This is a genomic window from Pseudomonas sp. NPDC086581, assembly GCF_044746165.1.
GTDB lineage: Bacteria > Pseudomonadota > Gammaproteobacteria > Pseudomonadales > Pseudomonadaceae > Pseudomonas.
The window spans coordinates 1-17,845 of sequence record NZ_JBIVBR010000019.1 but is presented as its reverse complement, the minus strand read 5'-3'; the positions used below and the strand labels follow the sequence as shown (position 1 = coordinate 17,845).

Annotated in this window: 11 protein-coding genes and 1 pseudogene; 6 read left to right on the top strand and 6 right to left on the bottom strand. The window is 55.5% G+C overall.

Annotated elements, in window-relative coordinates; genetic code table 11:
* The first annotated feature begins 69 nt into the window (after nt 1-69).
* From ACIPK7_RS27615 to ACIPK7_RS27595, 5 genes are all read left to right on the top strand, one after another.
* Nucleotides 70-2,211: a type I secretion system permease/ATPase gene (locus tag ACIPK7_RS27615; protein ID WP_401091449.1), complete on the top strand. Its 2,142-nt coding sequence runs from the start codon at nt 70-72 to the stop codon at nt 2,209-2,211.
* An 18-nt stretch (nt 2,212-2,229) separates the two neighbouring features.
* A complete protein-coding gene (locus ACIPK7_RS27610; RefSeq protein ID WP_401091447.1) occupies nt 2,230-3,657 on the top strand; it encodes an HlyD family type I secretion periplasmic adaptor subunit in 1,428 nt (475 codons plus the stop codon).
* 87 nt (nt 3,658-3,744) lie between these two features.
* On the top strand, nt 3,745-5,838 hold the full coding sequence (locus tag ACIPK7_RS27605) for a M10 family metallopeptidase (protein WP_401091445.1): 2,094 nt from the start codon (nt 3,745-3,747) through the stop codon (nt 5,836-5,838).
* A 60-nt stretch (nt 5,839-5,898) separates the two neighbouring features.
* A complete protein-coding gene (locus ACIPK7_RS27600; RefSeq protein WP_401091443.1) occupies nt 5,899-6,846 on the top strand; it encodes a glycosyltransferase family 2 protein in 948 nt (315 codons plus the stop codon).
* Between the two features lie 388 nt (nt 6,847-7,234).
* Nucleotides 7,235-8,215, top strand: coding sequence for a hypothetical protein (locus tag ACIPK7_RS27595; RefSeq protein WP_401091441.1), 981 nt, complete (start codon nt 7,235-7,237; stop codon nt 8,213-8,215).
* A gap of 7 nt (nt 8,216-8,222) precedes the next feature.
* On the opposite strand, the gene ACIPK7_RS27590 is transcribed toward ACIPK7_RS27595, so the two are convergent.
* Complete coding sequence (locus ACIPK7_RS27590; RefSeq protein WP_401091439.1) at nt 8,223-8,483, bottom strand: hypothetical protein; 261 nt, start codon at nt 8,481-8,483, stop codon at nt 8,223-8,225.
* Nucleotides 8,484-8,568: 85 nt separating this feature from the next.
* Nucleotides 8,569-8,973 carry a hypothetical protein gene (locus ACIPK7_RS27585; protein WP_401091437.1) on the bottom strand — a complete coding sequence of 135 codons (405 nt, stop codon included), beginning with the start codon at nt 8,971-8,973 and terminating at the stop codon, nt 8,569-8,571.
* Between the two features lie 1,059 nt (nt 8,974-10,032).
* Between ACIPK7_RS27585 and ACIPK7_RS27580 the strand changes: the two genes are divergently transcribed.
* Nucleotides 10,033-10,377 carry a hypothetical protein gene (locus ACIPK7_RS27580; protein ID WP_192436279.1) on the top strand — a complete coding sequence of 115 codons (345 nt, stop codon included), beginning with the start codon at nt 10,033-10,035 and terminating at the stop codon, nt 10,375-10,377.
* 117 nt (nt 10,378-10,494) lie between these two features.
* Here ACIPK7_RS27580 and ACIPK7_RS27575 read toward each other — a convergent pair whose 3' ends face one another.
* From ACIPK7_RS27575 to ACIPK7_RS27560, 4 genes and pseudogenes are all read right to left on the bottom strand, one after another.
* Nucleotides 10,495-11,685: a PAS domain-containing sensor histidine kinase gene (locus tag ACIPK7_RS27575; RefSeq protein WP_401091524.1), complete on the bottom strand. Its 1,191-nt coding sequence runs from the start codon at nt 11,683-11,685 to the stop codon at nt 10,495-10,497.
* A pseudogene (locus ACIPK7_RS27570) lies at nt 11,662-12,270 on the bottom strand (response regulator); the annotation flags it as partial. The pseudogene ACIPK7_RS27570 and the gene ACIPK7_RS27575, both read right to left, overlap by 24 nt.
* Before the next feature lie 463 nt (nt 12,271-12,733).
* Nucleotides 12,734-13,636: an OmpA family protein gene (locus ACIPK7_RS27565; RefSeq protein WP_401091435.1), complete on the bottom strand. Its 903-nt coding sequence runs from the start codon at nt 13,634-13,636 to the stop codon at nt 12,734-12,736.
* Between the two features lie 108 nt (nt 13,637-13,744).
* Entirely contained in the window at nt 13,745-17,833 is a 4,089-nt protein-coding gene (locus tag ACIPK7_RS27560; RefSeq protein ID WP_401091523.1) for an Ig-like domain-containing protein, read from the bottom strand.
* Nucleotides 17,834-17,845 lie beyond the last annotated feature (12 nt).

The following is a 17,845-nucleotide window of genomic DNA, read 5'->3' as shown; positions in this document are numbered from 1 at the left end:
ATCTGAACGGAATTAACTTTCGACCCTAGGCAGCGCTATCTGAGCGCTTCCACGGATTGGAAGTAAAGCGTGAACGCCCCACCGCGACAGGAAGCCCCCCAACCCTCAATCGATAGCGGACTCGAATGCCTGGTGACCCTGGCGCGCTTTCACGGCATCGCTGCCAGCGGCGAGCAATTGCGCCACGAGTTCGCGGATAGCTCCGAGCTTTTCAATCGCGATCAACTGTTGCTCGCCGCCCGCAAGCTGGGACTGCTGACCAAGGCCGTACACACCCGCCCGGAGCGCTTGGCGCAAACCCCGCTGCCAGCCATTGCAGAGACGTCCGACGGAGGCTTTTACATTCTTGCCCGCGTGGATCAGGGGCAGGCCCTGATCCAGGTGCCCGGTGCGCCGCGCCCGCAGACGTTGTCCCTGGACGAACTGGCAGGCCAGTGGAATGGCCGGCTGATCCTCTTGCGCTCGCAGGCCTCCATTGCCGGCGACCTGGCGCGTTTCGACTTCACCTGGTTCATCCCGGCCATCGTCAAGTACCGCAAGCTGCTCGGCGAAGTGCTGCTGGCATCGTTCTGCCTGCAGATTTTTGCGTTGCTGACGCCGCTGTTCTTCCAGGTGGTGATGGACAAGGTGCTGGTGCACCGCAGCCTGTCGACGCTCAACGTGCTGTGCATCGGCCTGTTGGCGATCATGCTGTTCGAGAGTCTGCTCAGTGGGCTGCGCACCTACGTGTTTGCCCACACGGCGAGTCGCATCGATGTGGAGTTGGGCTCGCGGCTGTATCGGCATTTGATCGCCCTGCCCCTGGCCTACTTCCACGCGCGCCGCGTAGGCGATTCGGTGGCGCGGGTGCGCGAGCTGGAGAACATTCGCAACTTCCTCACCGGCAATGCCATCACGCTGATGCTGGACCTGCTGTTCTGTGTGGTGTTCATCGCGGTGATACTGTTTTACAGCGGTTGGCTGAGTCTGATCGTGATTCTCTCGCTGCCGTTGTATGCCCTGCTGTCGCTGTTCATCACGCCGCCGCTGCGCGCTCGGTTGCAGGAGAGTTTCAACCGCGGGGCGGAGAACCAGGCCTTCCTGGTGGAGTCGCTCAACGGGATCGACACGCTCAAGGCGCTGGCGGTGGAGCCGCAATCGGCGCGGCGCTGGGACAACCAGTTGGCCGCCTATGTAGCCGCCAGTTTTCGCACCCAGGTGTTGTCGGCGCTAGCCAACGAAGGGGTCGGATTAATCGGCAAGCTGGTCACGGTACTGACCCTGTGGCTGGGCGCGCGGTTGGTGATGGAAGGGGAGTTGTCCCTTGGCCAGTTGATCGCCTTCAACATGCTGGCCGGGCGCGTGGCGCAGCCGATCATGCGCTTGGCGCAGCTGTGGCCGAACTTTCAGCAGACCGGCGTTTCCATGCAGCGCCTGGGCGACATTCTCAATACCCGTAGCGAGGCAGGAACAGGCCAGCGCGGTTCCTTGCCGCCGGTGAGTGGCCGCATCGAGTTCGACCAGGTGCATTTCCGCTACCGCAGTGACGGCTCGGAAGTGCTGCGGGGCGTCAGTGTCACCATTCAGCCGGGTGAAGTCATCGGCATCGTAGGCCGCTCAGGTTCCGGCAAGAGCACGCTGACGCGCCTTTTGCAGCGCCTGTATGTGCCCGATCGGGGCCGGGTGCTGGTGGATGGCATGGACCTGGCGCTGGCGGAGGTGTCGTCCCTGCGTCGGCAGATCGGCGTGGTGTTGCAGGAGAACATGCTGTTCAACCGCAGCATCCGCGAAAACATCGCCCTGGCCGATCCGGGCGCACCGCTGAATGCGGTGATGCAGGCGGCGTCCCTGGCCGGTGCCCACGACTTCATCCTGGAGTTGCCCGAGGGCTACGACACGATGGTCGGCGAACACGGCGCGTCGTTGTCCGGCGGCCAGCGCCAGCGCATCGCGATTGCCCGCGCGTTGCTGGGCAACCCGCGCATCCTGATCTTCGACGAAGCCACCAGCGCACTGGACTATGAGTCCGAACGCATCGTGCAGCAGAACATGCAGCGCATCTGCCAGGGCCGCAGCGTGATCATCATCGCCCACCGTCTTTCCGCCGTGCGCCAGGCCAATCGCATCCTGGTGCTAGACCGCGGGCAGATCGTCGAGCAGGGCAGCCATGCCGAACTGCTGGCGCAGCCCAAGGGCCTGTATTCCCACCTCTACCACCTGCAGCACCAATGACGGACAGGGACAACCATCATGAGCCATTCGACAAGCCCGCGCCGTCAACTAGCGGGGCGTTATTCACAGGCTTGGCGCCATGCCTGGCAGCGGCGCAAGAGCCTCATCCCACCGCCACGCCACCCCCACGAAGTGCAGTTCCTGCCAGCCGCGCTGGCCCTGCAGGAAGCACCACCGCATCCCGCGCCACGCTATCTGCAGTGGATCATCATGGCCTTCGCTGCCCTGACCTTGGCCTGGGCCTGCCTGGGGCAAGTGGATGTGGTGGCCACCGCCAGCGGACGCATCGTACCCAGCGGGCACAGCAAGGTGATCCAGTCCCATGAAGTGGCCGTGGTGAAAGCCATACATGTGCGTGATGGACAAGTCGTGAAAACGGGCGACCTGCTGGTGGAACTGGATTCCGCGCAGACCGGCGCTGACGTCGAGCGCCTGAAAAGCGATCTGCTCGCCGCCCAGATCGATGCGGCCCGCGCCCAGGCCCTGCTCGATGCCATCGACCAGCAAAAGCCGCCAGGCGGCGTGGCGCCCTATCTGCCTCAAGCGCCTCCGGCACAACAACGCGCTGCTGATCAGTGGTTGCAAGGTCAGTTCGAGGAACTGCGCAGCAGCCTGTCGCAAAGCGACGCCCTGATCGCCCAACGCACCGTCGAAATCCGCTCCGCCGAACAATCCGCGCGCAAGCTCGAAGAGAGTCTGCCCATCACCCACCGCATCACCGCCGACTATGCCCGCCTGGCCGAAAAAGGCCTGGTGCCCAAGCACCACCACCTGGGCAAACAACAGGAACAGCTTGCCCAGGAACGTGAACTCGGCGAACGCCTGAGCCGCATCCAGGAACTGAGCGCCTCGCGCCGCGAAGTCGAAGAACGCCGCGCCACCCTCCTCGCCCAGACCCGCCGGGAAATGCTCGACCTGCGCCAACAATCCGAACAGAAGATCGCCGCGCAGCAACAGGAACTGCACAAGGCCGAACACCGCGACAGCCTCACCCGCCTCACTGCCCCGGTGGATGGCAGCGTCCAGCAACTGGCCATCCACACCGTCGGCGGCGTCACCACCGAGGCCCAGCCGTTGATGGTGATCGTGCCCAGCGACCAGCCCTTGGAAGTCATCGCGCAGTTAGAGAACAAGGACGTCGGCTTCGTCCGCCCCGGCCAGGACGTCACGGTGAAGGTAGACACCTTCAACTTCACCAAGTACGGCGTGCTCAACGGCAAGGTCCTGAGCCTCTCGGACGACGCCGTCGACGACGAAAAGCGCGGCCCGCTCTATGACCTGCGTATCGAATTGCAACAAAACCACCTGCGGGTGGGGAACCTGAACATGCCGCTGACTCCGGGCATGACCGTGCGTGCGGAAATCAAGACAGATCAACAGAGAGTGATCGATTACTTCCTAAGTCCGTTAAAAAAACATGTGAATGAAAGCCTGAGCGAGAGGTGATTTAGAGCAGGATCGACGAAGCAATTAGCCAAATAAGACCGCCATAACTTATCAATAAATTAAATACAACAAGCAAGGAAGTTAATAATGACCAAAACCCATCAAGTAGAATTTTCTAATGACGACACTAGCAAAAACACGTTACCCAGCATCAGATGGGAGAGCGGAATAATTTATGGCGGTGGAAACGGAATTACAGGCAGTCGCAGCAATGTATTGCGCTTTGACATAACTCATAAAAGCGGAGCTACAGGGACTGACAGTCTAATTTTTGGCCCGAATGGCCTGGCTTCAAAGTGGGGTACAGAACTGCATCAAAGCGTCAATCTAACTTATAGCTTTTCATCTCCGAACTCAGTTTATAATGGGACTTTAATGCCGGACAGATACTTAACTGATCGACAAATTATTGCGGCTCGCCAAGTCATGCAAGCCTATGCCAATATATCTCAAATAAACTTCACCGAAGTTGAGGATAGACCGACTAGCGCTGGCGATATTCGTTGGGCCCGCAGTACAGACCCAATCATACCAACTGCCTTTGGATCCAGACCAGATAGCACCAGCGCTGGCGGTGATATTTGGACAGGTGAAAAGTATGACAGCTTTTTCACAGCCCCCACCCCAGGTACTTATGGATATAGCACATTCCTACATGAACTAGGCCACTCCCTTGGGCTCGGGCATCCTCACCAGAGCATAACGCCGGTCTCGTACGATGAGGACCAGCTCAGGTATAGCGTAATGAGCTACCGAGACTATGCAGGAGACCCTGCACTGACATATCAAACTCATTTCTTCCCGACCTCCCTGATGCTCAACGACGTTGCAGCCATTCAATTCCTTTACGGCGTTAACACCAGCTATCAGTCGGGAAACAATATTTATAGTTGGACAGCCAATACCTCAGTATTTGAAACCATTTACGACGGCGGCGGCATTGACACCCTGGACGCCAGCAACCAGACCAAGGGCGTCCTGCTCAACCTCAACTCCGGTAGCTGGTCGCAAATCGGTAAGGAGTTCTGGAATGGACAAGCATATGTTCGCGACTGTTTGACTATTGCCCACAACACGATCATAGAAAACGCAACTGGCTCGTCCCACAATGACACACTGATCGGAAATTCCGCCAGCAACATTCTCGATGGTGGAGCCGGCGCCGACACTATGACTGGCGGAGCAGGCGATGATACATACTATGTAGACAACCCCGACGACATAGTTATTGAAAACAGAGACGAAGGCCTAGACACAGTTATTTCCAGCGTTAATTACACCTTAGGCGCCAATATTGAGAACCTCACTCTTATCGGTAGCTCAGCGATTAATGGGACTGGCAATAGCCTAAACAACACTATTCTTGGCAATGATTCTGAAAATGTACTGACAGGAGGCGCAGGCAATGACATTTTACAAGGATTCGGAGGGCGCGATCTCCTTTTTGGCGGCGAAGGAAATGACATTTTAGCTGGTGATATTGGAGGCGATTATCTATTTGGCGGAACTGGAAATGATAAATATTTGATATTTGACGCATCCGCTACAATTATTGAATATCAGGATGAAGGAATAGATTCAATTCAAATTGGCTCAGACAGCATTACATCCTATACATTAGCAGACAACGTCGAGAACCTCCTGTCACCAAGCCTCGGAAGCAACATAAGTATCACGGGCAACAACCTTTCCAACTACATATCCCTGGGACGCGGAAATAGCACTATCATCGGCGGAAAAGGCGATGACATTCTGGAGGGTGGAACCGGCAGCGACACTTACATATTCAACAAAGGCGACGGCGCAGACCTGATCCGAGAGGCATCAAGTAGTATCGCAGCAGCCAAAACCGACATCGACGTACTGAAGTTCGGGCCAGACATTAACTCAAATCAGCTTTGGTTCAGCAAACAAGCCGATCGCGGAGTATTGTCAGTAGGAATAATTGGCACAAACAACAAGATTTCTATCGAGTCATGGTATAGCAGTCCGCAGACCAATATGTCCGGGTGCTACATTGAGGAATTCCAAACCAGCGACGGCAAGATCCTGACTTACAACAAGGTTGATCAATTGGTAAATGCAATGGCTGCATTTTCCCCACCGGCACTTGGCCAGACAACTCTACCCTCTAACTACCAGCAAGCGCTTTCAGGCGTAATCGCCGCGGCATGGAGTTGACGCCCCTTGCGGCAGATTAACTTCTGCCGCCCTTAAAACACCGTACCAGAGGATAATTTCATGCCCAAAGTTAGCATCATACTTCCCGTGTACAACGGATCAGCCTATCTAGGTGAATGCTTGGACTCGTTGCTAGCACAAAACTTTAAGGATTTTGAGATCCTATTGATAAATGACTGTTCCACAGACAACAGTTCGGACATCTGCCAGCAATATCAAGCTCGAGATAAACGTATTCGCTATGTCGAAAACCCTACAAACATGGGAACTGCTTCATCGACCAACCTGGGACATCGACTAGCTCAAGGCGACTATATTGCCCACGCCGACCAGGACGACATTTCAAAGCCACAAAGATTAGGCTGGCAAGCCAACTTCCTTAAAAATAATCCCGAAATATGCATGGTCAGCGGCCAAATGCTGGTATTTGGCACCGACAACGGGCCCACGGGGGCCCCACAACAAGACCAGGACATCAAGGCCAACTTTCTCCCAGCCTCGCAAAATCTCTTCAACCCAACCGTAATGATCCGAAAATCCTTTATCGAGGAGCACTCCCTCCACTTCAACCCCAATCAGAAGGGTGCAGCAGACTACGGTTTCTTTGTAAACGCTATGTGCCATGGAGGAAAATTCGCAAACCTCCCTCAAGTTCTACTAAATTATAGAGTGCACAATCAGCAGCAATCCGGAAGTTTGAACCGTATGCAGGCTATCACCAGTGGCATTCGCAGCCAGGTGCTGAATGAGTTTTTCCCCACTCTAAATCAGCTGGAAGTCACCCAAGTCGAGCCTTTACTCCGCTGGTTAAACCCTCCCTCGCTCCCCGTAACAGAAGTGGAGGCAAGCCTTGAGCTACTGCCCCGCTTACTAGCCAGCGAAGTATCAAAGCATGGTGAAAGCAGAAAAGAGCGCGATGGATTCCTGCTGGCGTGTCAACACAGATGGAGTAATGGTATAGCGCAATTGAAAGCCAGTAGGACTCAAGCTATGGCGGGCATTGAGTAATTTTTTACGAAAACTCTGAAGAGTACTTCGTAAACCTGGAGCATTACGCCGATCACGTGGGCTGATCGTAAGGCACGTCAGCGCCCCTTTCGGACACGGATCGGCATCTCCCATTTTTTGCTGATGGGTCCGTTTATCATGTGCCTTGCCGGTGAGCTCGGGCCTAGGCCGGTGCAGATCGCTTTCGGGAGATACCCGAACTCCGCGATATCTGAGTCAGCTGCAAACGCAAACGTAGGCTCCGCTGTTACGGAGTGTTCCCTCATACTTGCCTCCAGTGTAGCTACTAAATCAAACGATCTCGGATCTTCATCACCGTCGTTGGGCTACACCCGGCAAGCCTCGCCCTTGCGCGGACGCCTATCTTAGCGCCCAGCAGCTGAGCCACATGGCTCAGCTACAGGCTGACATCGAGTCGCTTGATGCAGAAAGAGAGGCCTTCTACGAGGCCGAAGAGTGGGAAAAGGCAGATGATTGCGACGCTCAGGCCGACGAATCACGCGCCGCGTTGGATACCTTGGAACGCAGCCTGACCCGTGCGTATGCACCTGACGATATGGCTCGCGCTAGGTGTGTTGTATGCGTCCACCGTACTGGGGAGGTAACCGTTAACCGGGGGTTGGTGAAGCCGGAAGATCTGATCGAGGTCGAGACCGAGGACGACGTGGAACAGAATTCTGGATCAGACGATGGCAATAGTCAGGAACCAGAGCCGGCCGGGAAACTATCGGACCGCACGGGGCGTCAGTTGACCGCACACAAGACTGCTGCACTGCATGTCGAGCTAGCCCGCAATCCTAAAGTGGCGTTGGCCACAGCCGTGCATGGCATGGCCATGCGGGTGATCCACGACGAGTACTACTTCAATTTCAAGATGCCGATTGGCGTCAGCCTGACCTCTCGGGGCGGCCTGACTGATCTGGCGGACGACCTGAAAGGCGGCGTTGCCCTGGAGGCGATGGCCGAGCTGATCCAGCACTGGCGCGAACGCCTGCCATCCAATCCGAAGGAGCTTTATGCGGCGCTGCTGGAGCTGTCGCTGGAGGATTTGGCTGCACTGTTCGCCGTCTGTGTCGGAACGGGTGTCGACGTGGTGAGTGACAAAGGCACCAAGGGCGACAGTGCAGCCGATGAGCTGGCCCGCACCCTGGGGCTAGATATGCGGAACTGGTGGAAACCGACTGCTGAGAGCTATTTCTCCCAGGTGCCGAAGGGGCTTTCCCTGGAGGCAATGCAGACAGTCTCTCCGACAGATGTCACGCGTCTGTCGACGCTGAAAAAGGGTGACTTGGCCAGCGAGTCTGGCCGCCTGGCAGAAGGGACCAGCTGGCTCCCAGCGATCCTGGCCAGCCATGAGCAAGCGGTTTAAGGGGGCATCATAACCAAGCGCGCAGCGCCACTGATGTGGCGCTACTCGCTCCGGTGGTGCCTGCCGCACAGACCGTGCCCAGGCCCACACGAACTGAAAGTGGGCGATGGCACATTCCGGCGTCGCCGCTGACTGCTCTGCGACGTCTCACAGCCAGGAGCAAGTCAATCATCAGGGTGATCGGCGATATGGGCAGCGCAAAGATCAGCACCACCATGCCCAGTTGGCGAAAGAATTGATCGGTGATACGCAGCCAAGTGCTGGACATGACAATCACGGGGACGATCTATTCAGGACCAATAAGAAGTCGGGAATGCTTCTCGGCATTTCCAGCGACCGACGAGTTCGCGCTTTCAAAGCAGGCAGCAGAACGGTTCCCTATTGAATTCTATCCATAGAACAGGGGTGATGAGGGCACCAGTCAGCACCCCCACACAAAACGCAAGTACGCCCGCCGCAGCCACCTTCAGATGCAATTGCAACCAGCCGACGGCTGAAGCTAGCAGCCCCAAATAGACCCAAGGTGAAACTTGATGCAAAAACACAGCTATTGCAGGAATGGATTCCGCTCGTGCGTCATCCAGGGGCACAGACATGGCGATGAGCACCGCAAGTCCCAACCACGCGATCAAAGCCACAAGCCAACCGGCAGTTAGACAAACCGGAAGCTCGCTCCATCGCCAGACGGTATGGGCTTGCCAAGACGGCAATTTCGTATCCCCGAACACAGAATTCGCTGAAGATTGTTCCTTTCGCATCTATATTTTTCGCCCGTTTCTCAGTAGTGGGGAAAAACCATACGCGAACTCACACACTAGGCTTGCACGAATAATCCCACCTCGGCATAGGAATTTACCGACAATAAATCGAGACACCTACCAAGCAACAGATAGATATCGACAGCCACATAGTTCCACCTGACGTCTCTGTAATTACCTGCCACCAGGCTCAGCCCCTGTCTCTTTCGAAAACATGAAACAATTCATATTTTTAAAAAATAAAAATTAACGAGGAATAATCTGAAAGAGATGCCATCGCCGGATACTTAAAATGCATTGCGTGAGGTGTCAACCGGCCGCAAGGCCCGCCGACCGAGACATTAACTTGACTACAAGCAATCCGTTACGCGAAGCTCCATCCTATCTGCAGCACTTTGCCATAATTGCATCGACTGCAACAGCAGTCGCAGCAATTGCTCAGCTTACAGATTTAAATAATGTAAGCCCCAACTATACCTTGAATGAATTTTACACCGGGATGCCTGGCGCAGTACCTCTGCCCGGCAAAGCACTGGTCACCGCTCCAATTTCACCTAGCGCATATAACTCTACCCAAGATCAATGGGCTGCCCACACTCGGGCGAACCTAGAGTATTACAGCCTCCCAATTTTATATCCTCCCCCCAATACCATACAGCTACCTGCCTCCTGCGCAGAACATACTTCGCCTCAGTCTCTGGCGACGCTGCAATCTGGATTTTCTGGGCCGCTATCGGACTGGAAGCGCTCGGTGTTACTCAGGCCAGCTTGCTCTCTCTCGTCAAACCCATCTAAAAATTCTCATATCAACATTGATAACAATTCAATCTTAAATTTTCGCTGGCAATCGCTTGCACGGCTCGACTTGGCTCATATTTCTATCGCCACTATATAGAGAAAACTATTAAAGGTGTAGCTCAATTGATTTCAAGAGAGTTTTATCTGACATAACCAAGTATAGAACTGGGATCCTGTAAATATGCTGGCATATAGGCTAGGCCGCTGGATATTCAGGCACGCCCAACATCTTGCTGAACAAGTACATTGCGGCACCACCTTATGCACGGAAAACCTAAACAAAATAGTCGTAGATTCTACTACCATCTTAAAAAGCGACTTGACATCCCATCGATAAATCGCGCCGAAAGAAATGGATTAATCAGTTCCAAGCAGGCCGAACGATTGAGATCTTGGGCTGTAGTAGAGAAAAACAAAGAGCTCACAAGAGTAACTATCCTCAGCCAAGGCGGGGTGTCTATTGGCGAGGTAATTCAAATCAAGAGTGAACTTCCATGGTTAGCTACACCACTGGGTAACGAGTGGCCGGCAGGAATGGCTTTTAAAGAAATGGATGAAGCAGTCAACTATCTTAAAACCCATGCAAAGGAAAATATGGAGCAGTAATACCACATTCCAAATCGCGCAGGTTAAAATGTGGCTTTGAAAAAGCAAAGCCACACCTTCAAAACATCTACAAAATTTTACTTAACTCTTCATCCTGCTAAAAATATTCAACCCCATTCACCCTCTTGCATCCGGCAGAGATAATTTAAATTGAATTTCCGTCCCCACACCTACACGACTTTTTGCAGATATATCTCCGCCCATCAAAGTCACCAAACTTTTACATATAGCCAAACCCAGACTGGATCTCCCCTGCCCTACACGCATACCATCGAGATCATATGAGAAAGGTTCAAAAAGACCGATCTGGTCAGGCTCAAGAATTCCAACTCCTGTATCTTCAACGTCCATTATTACTTCAACCATCCCCTGACCTTGCCCTCGTGCACTGAGTCGGACCAGCACAACCCCTTCTTCAGTATATTTTATTGCATTATCCAAGAGCAATTGCAGTATTTGCTGTAGACGAAGCGCGTCACACCAGACTTTTGGCTGAAGCGCCAAGTTAAAATCAGATGAAAGCTCCAACCCTTTAGCTTGGGCTTGACTTCTGAAGTTATCCAACTGGTTATTCACCAACTCCCGCAGATCAGCCTTTTCTTTCACAAGCCGTATGCGGCCTGCCTTTACTCGACAGAGAAGCTTAACCTCATCCAATATACTAAGAAGGTTAAAGGATACTGAGCGAGCGACGACCAGCGGCTTATCACGTACATCTGACTCGTCCTTTCCCAGTCTGAGATTTATCATCGCTATGATTTTCTGCAGTGGCCCCTGAATTTCCTCTGCGATCCCCCTAAGGTACTCAGTCTTTCCGTGGCTGATCACTTCGATACGAGCATTAGCGTTCCGCAGATCTCGCACCACATCATCCTGGTCCGTGACATTGACTGACCCACAGATTGCTCCTATCAGGACGCCCCTCTTATCCCGATAAGGTCGCCCCCAATGCCGGAGTACTAGGCGACCTATTTTCAATTGCACTTCCACGTCCGCCTGATAGGGTTCCCCCGCTTGGATGGCGGAAGCTAAATCTTCCCTAAGCAATTCAGCCTCGTTGGGATCAGCAAACTCTGCCAACTCGCCTACTCGTTTTCCGATAATTTCCTCCTCAGAAACTCCGAGCAGTTCTAATGTCGCCTTATTACAGTACAGAATGCGGGTATCAAGAGCCCTAATAGTAATGGGATGCGGCAGTTCATCCATAGTGCGCCTTAGAAGCTCAAGCTCCTCTAGCTGGTCCTCACTCAATTGCGGGCTTTCCGCTTTTCCGCTATCACCTTCGACTAAGCCATGTCTTCGGGAAATATCTATCAATTCCACCAGGGATTTCGCCCGCATTTTCTCCATCAGTCTGACTTTATAGGTACTTACAGTCTTATCACTTATGGCAAGTTGATCGGCGATAGCGATATTGCTCATTCCCTTAGCTAGCAATTGCAGGACACTAAGCTCCCTAACGGAAAGCTTATTGAGCACTGCTTTATCTGCGACGTTTACCGTTCCCATTCGACTGGAAGGGAAGTAGCTCAACCCTTTGGTGATTGCCCGAACGGCCAATAGAACTTCCTGAGGATCAGCCTGCTTGCTGACGAAACCCGTTGCACCGGCTGAAACGCAACGCCCCGCGAAGTACTCCGAATCCTGTGAGGTCAGCACCAACGTTTTCACGCGCGACTCTTGAGTGGCTAGGCGTTGAACGACCTCCAGCCCTCCCAGGCGTGGAATTGACAAGTCGAGGATCATGATATCCGGGTTGCAGTCACGGGCCTGCTGCAACGCGCTGGGGCCGTTGTCCGCCTCGCCGACCACCTCGTGCCGGTCATTCTCCAACAGGAGCCGCAATGCTTCCCGCGTCAAAGGTTGCTCATCGACGATTAAAATTCTGCTCATGGGGGCTTCTCTCAGGATGACTATTTTTTTTTAGCCCATGGCATGCCATTGCGCTCGTACTGGAACTAATTTCCTTCGCTTTGACCACAGACAATCGGACAGCTGTGGACAGGCCTTGATGGCGAGAATTGAGCCATGGGCGAGGATCGACGCTGGCAGGAGTGGACTTGGTTATGAGGCGTCGTTACGCGATGAGTCCGGCGCCTCAGTTGCTGGAACTGCATCCGTTGCAAGCGGCCGATCAGCTTGCGCAGGTTACCGGCGGGAGCTGTTTTCGACGCACTGGCTAATTGGGGGGCAGAGGGCCAGGTCAGCAAGCAATCAGCGTTCGGCAAGAGAAGATATGCGCGAGGCAGGTCCGGAATCGACGAAGCAGTCGTGAACCCCGAGGTGGGCTTCTCCGCCGATTCCGATTTTAGGCCCGAAGCGCCGCAAGGCGCTTCGGGACTCATTACGCCTGGATTTACAGCGATACTTGAGCGCCGCGAATCACCAGCTCGACGCGGCGGTTGGGCGCGTTGCAGGCGATCTGTGCGCTGCGCGAACCGCTGTTGCACTGCACCACCGGCTCGAGGCTGCCACGCCCAGTGGCCGTGAGCTGATCGCTTTGAATGCCCGCTTCCAGCAGCACCCGGCGGATCGACTCGGCGCGTTGAAGGGACAGGCGCTGGTTGGCTGCCGCAGTGCCGATGGGGTCGGCATGGCCGACGATTTCCACGCCCTGGACCTTGTTCAGATCCTGCCTGATCTCCTGCACGACCTGGCTCAGTTGGCTCCGGCCTTCTGCGGTCAAGTCGTGGTACGAGCCCTTGCCGAAGGCGAACAGCACATCACTGCGTAGGCTCAGGCGGGTTTCCGTCTGGCAGGGCACCACGGCACTGGCGCGGCTGAGTACATGGATCTGTCGGCGCATACCCTGGAGGCTGCGTTCAGCCTGCTTGCCGGTGTGTACGATGGGCGTCTTCTGGCCAATGCCGACCGGTGCTTCCAGCACGTAGGTCTGGCCGCCGGCCAGCTTGGCGTAGCTCTGCGGATTGCGCTTGCCGGTATACAGCGGTGCGTCACCGATGTACGACTCCACCGAGTGCTCGCCCGCGGGGGTGCAGAACACGGTGTAACCACCGGGCATCAGGGCACTCTGCAACTCGCCGTCGATGTAGACGTGAGCCGCCTGCTTGCCGCCATCGTTACCACGGAACATTACGATCTGGGCCTGGGCGACCGAGACGGACTCCACCTTCTGATGGGAGTCGCCGTAAATCGAAGTGTCGATACCAGCCTCAACTTCGCCAGCAAAGCCGATAGCCAGTACTAAGGCGCTGAGGCAGACGACATTATGCAAAGGCCAGGAAGGGAAAATGCTCATGAAAATAACTCCAGAACCTCGCCGGCACGCGGAGAGGCTCCATCCTGAAATGACTAAATCGAGGGAGAAGTGTGTTCGGCCCGGCAGGGCCGAACACAGACACCTGCATCAGATGAGATTGACCTTCACCGCACTCTGGATCAGCAACTCCGCATCCAGCCCGCTGTGGTGGTAGGTGTTATAGGACTGATTGTCGACGGAGGTCTGGCCGGTTAGGGCCCAGTCGCCATAGTCAGGCCCGGTGGCACCCAGCAGGTCATCGAGATTCACGGTGTCGTTGGCATCGCCCTTTACCATCATCTGCACGGTGTGTTTACCCGAAGCTTGGAACAGGTCCACCTGACCATTCTCCAGTACATCCTTGACCGACAGCGTGAGGGTGTTGGCACCGGAAGTTGTCCCCCCCGTGGCCAGGAAACCAGTGATATCCAAGACCTCGAAACCCGTCAGCTTGCCCGCAGAGGTCGCCAGGTTCAGGTTGAAGACATGGCTGCCACCTTCCAGTTTCAAGATATCCACGCCATCTCCGCCATGGAAGCCCTTGTTACTGGTGCTCGCAAGGAAGCCCGCTGCGCTGTACTTCAGGCTCACCACATCGTACGAGGAGGTACCGTAGTAGCTATCTGACAGGTCATCGATCTTCAGCTCACGAGTATCGGTTACGTGCAGCGCCTGGGTTTCCGTATAGCTACTCATGGTCAGGCTATCGCTACCGGAAATAACCTTGAAGCTGCTTACTTCGATACCAGCCACTGCCTGGTAGCTGAATGCCTTGTATTGGTAGCCGGAGGAAGTACCGCTAACTGTCTCGCGATGGATCTCATTTCCGTTAGTGCCATAAACGATGATCTCCGCTCCGCTCTCCAAACCGGACAGCGTGAACCCAATGCGGGTCGCAGGCTTGTCCAAGGTGAACAGCATGTCTGCCATGGCCGCATCGCTCACAGTCAAACCTGCATATTTCTGGTTGGTGATCTGAGCAGTCTTCTCCAGCGATGCACCGCTGGTGGTGACTTTGAAGCCTTCGCCGGTGTAGGTGTTGTCGACCACTGTCGAAGACGCGCTGGAGAGAGAGTCACTGATGGCTTTCGTGGAGAAGCCACCCCCTATCACGTGGTAAGCCAAGGAGCTTTCTCCCGCCACGCCATTGGAGACAATACTCACCGCGACGTCGAAGTCATACAACACGCCTTGTGAGGTAGTGCCGCTGTTGGTGACGGCTTTGGGCACATTCACAACGACCTGCCCCGAATCGATGTCCAGAGCAGTTAACGTCTGGTCGAAGAGTGCGATTCCCCACTGGACATGGACAATATCCCCCGCCTTGGCGCCAGTGTTGGCCAGTGACACCGTCATTTCCACGCCAGTATTGGCCTCGGTTGCACTTAGCAAACCGTCGTCAGCCTTCGGAATGCCCAGAATGGTCGGCGCTTTGGCTGGGGCGGCCCAAGTTACCTCTTGCTCGGTCAAATAAGCCGAGTTGCCTTTACCGTCAGAGATACGGGCCTGAATTGTCCAGTCAGCGGTGTGACTGGATTTGTCCACAAAGGCCCAACTCTTACCATCTGTGGCACTCACTTGGCTCCAGGTTTTGCCTTTATCCACCGAGACTTCCAGGAAGTTTCCCGAGGCAATGGCCTGGGCCACACTGCCGGTTATATAGCGCCCGGCCCCGCCAGCAGCGCCGAACTCGCTGTCCCCACCACTTACCGACAGGATTTCGATCGCCTCGGAAATGGTTTGGCCGAGTTCAGCCGAAACTTGCAACGTCGCCGACTGACTATGCCCCTGGCTATCCATGGCGGTGTAGCGATAATCCCAATGAGCAATATCGCCAATATTTGCGTTCAGCTCAGTAGAAGGACGCAATTGATAGAGATAGTCGCCCGCTACATAGTTGGCGTTAGCTTTCGTATACAGGGTCAATACACCCATTTCGGTATCCAGCACCAAGCGTCCAGTAAGATCGTCGTAGCTGGCCGTTACCTTGGCGCTAGGATTCTGTACCTCCAGCTTGCCACCGGTGATCCGGTAGATCGCTCCATCGTGCTCCACCTGAGCGATGACTTCCTTACCATCCTTGATGATCTTGGCGTCGTTGGACAGCAGATTGCCCGAGGAAGAGTCAACGAAGAGGTTGTTCAGCATAATGCCGGCCAGATCATCGATTGATGGCGACATAATGGTCTGGCTGGTTGTGATCTTTGACAGCTCAGAATCTCTAATACCGCTGCCCAGTCCGATGGTCGTGACTGGAATTGGCATATTCCCCCCTGGCGGATTGGCCATCAAACTTTGCCATGAAGCATACTGACTGGCAGTCGGAACAGGTAACGAATCTCCATCAGATAAAAAGAATACCTGTTTGTTCTCCACAATACCGGCAGACATTTCGGAATCTATTCTCTGAGATGCCGTACTCAACGCCTCCACATAGTTTGTTCCTCCAGTTGCAACCAGAGAATTAATCACATCCACCAGCCGGGAGTAATCCGCATCGGTGGCTTTGGCGAAGGTGAAACTACCGTGAGATTTCGTGCTCGTTGCGAAGGTAATCAGATCAAAGGTCGCTGTGCCGCCGTAATAGAGGACAGTGCTCATCATGGAAAGCAGCGCATGCTTGGCAGCCGCTATTCCTGTGCCATTCATGCTGCCGGAGGTATCGAGCACCACGGTGTAGTTGAAGACCGCCGAGCCTCCGCTAAGCATTGCCGGTTGATCGTCACCGCCGGGCACCACGCCGAAATTGAAGGGGGCAGACGGCAGGCTGGTGTTGCCGACCTTGTCCACTGCCTCCACGGTCAACTCATGAGCGCCTTCGTCCAATGGGGTCTGGGGGGTGAATTCCCACTTGCCATTATTGTCGGCGGTGGTGCTGCCGATGACCTTGCCGCCATTCTTGATGATGACAGTACTACCGGCTTCGGCGCTGCCAGTGATTACAGGTGTGTTGTCTTCGGAGTTGGAGCCTGGCAGTACTGACTGTTTGCTCTCCTCGTCATAGATCGTGTCGATGGTCGGTTTTGCCGGCGCGGTGACATCGACGGTGTAGCCATGGTTGGCGGTGATCAGGCCGGTGTTGCCAGCCGCATCATGGGCCACCAGGGTAGCGTCGATGCTGGTGGCCTTGGCCAGGTCGGCGCCGGATACCTGCACGCTCCACTTGCCATCGGCTGCAACTGCAGCGCTGTAGGTGGTGCCGTTGAGCTTGAAGCTCACCACGTCACCGACCTGGAACTCACCGCTCGCCTTGCCGCTGATGGTCTGCTGCACCTGCGATTCGGCCTGGTTGACGATGTTGTCGCCGGCCACGGTGTCGATGGTCAGTTGGGTGGTGGTTGCGTCCGGCGCCGTCACGTCGACGGTGTAAGGACGGTTGGCCGTGACACTGCTCTGGTTGCCGGCCGCATCATGGGCCACCAGGGTGGCGTCGATGCTGCTGCCCTTGGCCAGGTCGGTGCCCGATACCTGCACGCTCCAGGATCCATCGGCCGCTACCTGGGCACTGTAGGCAGTGCCATTGAGGCTGAAGGTCACCAGGTCGCCAGCCTTGAACTCGCCACCGGCCTTGCCGCTGACGGTCTGGTTGGTCGCGGCTTCCGCGGCGTTGACGATGTCATCACCGGCGATCACGTTGACGCTCAGGGTGGCGACCGGTGCAGTGACGTCCACAGTGAAGCTGCGATCGGCTTCGATGCTGCTCGCGTTGCCCGCTGCATCGTGAGCCACCAGGGTGGCGTGGATGCCGGTGGCCTTGGCCAGGTCGGAACCGGCTACCTCGACGCTCCAGTTACCTGCAGCATCTACAGCAGCGCTGTAGGTGGTGCCGTTGAGCTCGAGGCTGACCAGATCACCGGCCTTGAACTCGCCACCGGCCTTGCCGCTGATGGTCTGTTGAACCTTGGACTCTTCGCTGTTGACGATGTCGTCACCGGCCACGGCGTTGATGGTCAGGGTCACGACCGGTGCAGCCAGGTCGACACTGTACGGACGGTTGCTGAGTACCTCGGTGGCATTACCCGCACCATCGTGGGCTACCAGGGTGGCGTTGATGCTGCTGCCCTTGGCCAGGTCGGCACCGGCCACCTTGACACTCCAGGTGCCGTCGGCCGCGACGTCGGCGCTGTAGGCAGTGCCGTTGAGGGTGAAGGTCACCTTGTCACCGGCCTTGAAGTCACCGGTGGCCTTGCCACTGATGGTCTGCTCGGC

Bases quoted from the DNA above. Each gene is read 5' to 3' on its own strand.
- ACIPK7_RS27590 (WP_401091439.1), bottom strand. From the start codon at position 8,483: ATGTCCAGCACTTGGCTGCGTATCACCGATCAATTCTTTCGCCAACTG.
- ACIPK7_RS27580 (WP_192436279.1), top strand. From the start codon at position 10,033: ATGCACGGAAAACCTAAACAAAATAGTCGTAGATTCTACTACCATCTT.
- ACIPK7_RS27600 (WP_401091443.1), top strand. From the start codon at position 5,899: ATGCCCAAAGTTAGCATCATACTTCCCGTGTACAACGGATCAGCCTAT.
- ACIPK7_RS27585 (WP_401091437.1), bottom strand. From the start codon at position 8,973: ATGCGAAAGGAACAATCTTCAGCGAATTCTGTGTTCGGGGATACGAAA.
- ACIPK7_RS27565 (WP_401091435.1), bottom strand. From the start codon at position 13,636: ATGAGCATTTTCCCTTCCTGGCCTTTGCATAATGTCGTCTGCCTCAGC.
- ACIPK7_RS27610 (WP_401091447.1), top strand. From the start codon at position 2,230: ATGAGCCATTCGACAAGCCCGCGCCGTCAACTAGCGGGGCGTTATTCA.
- ACIPK7_RS27605 (WP_401091445.1), top strand. From the start codon at position 3,745: ATGACCAAAACCCATCAAGTAGAATTTTCTAATGACGACACTAGCAAA.
- ACIPK7_RS27595 (WP_401091441.1), top strand. From the start codon at position 7,235: ATGGCTCAGCTACAGGCTGACATCGAGTCGCTTGATGCAGAAAGAGAG.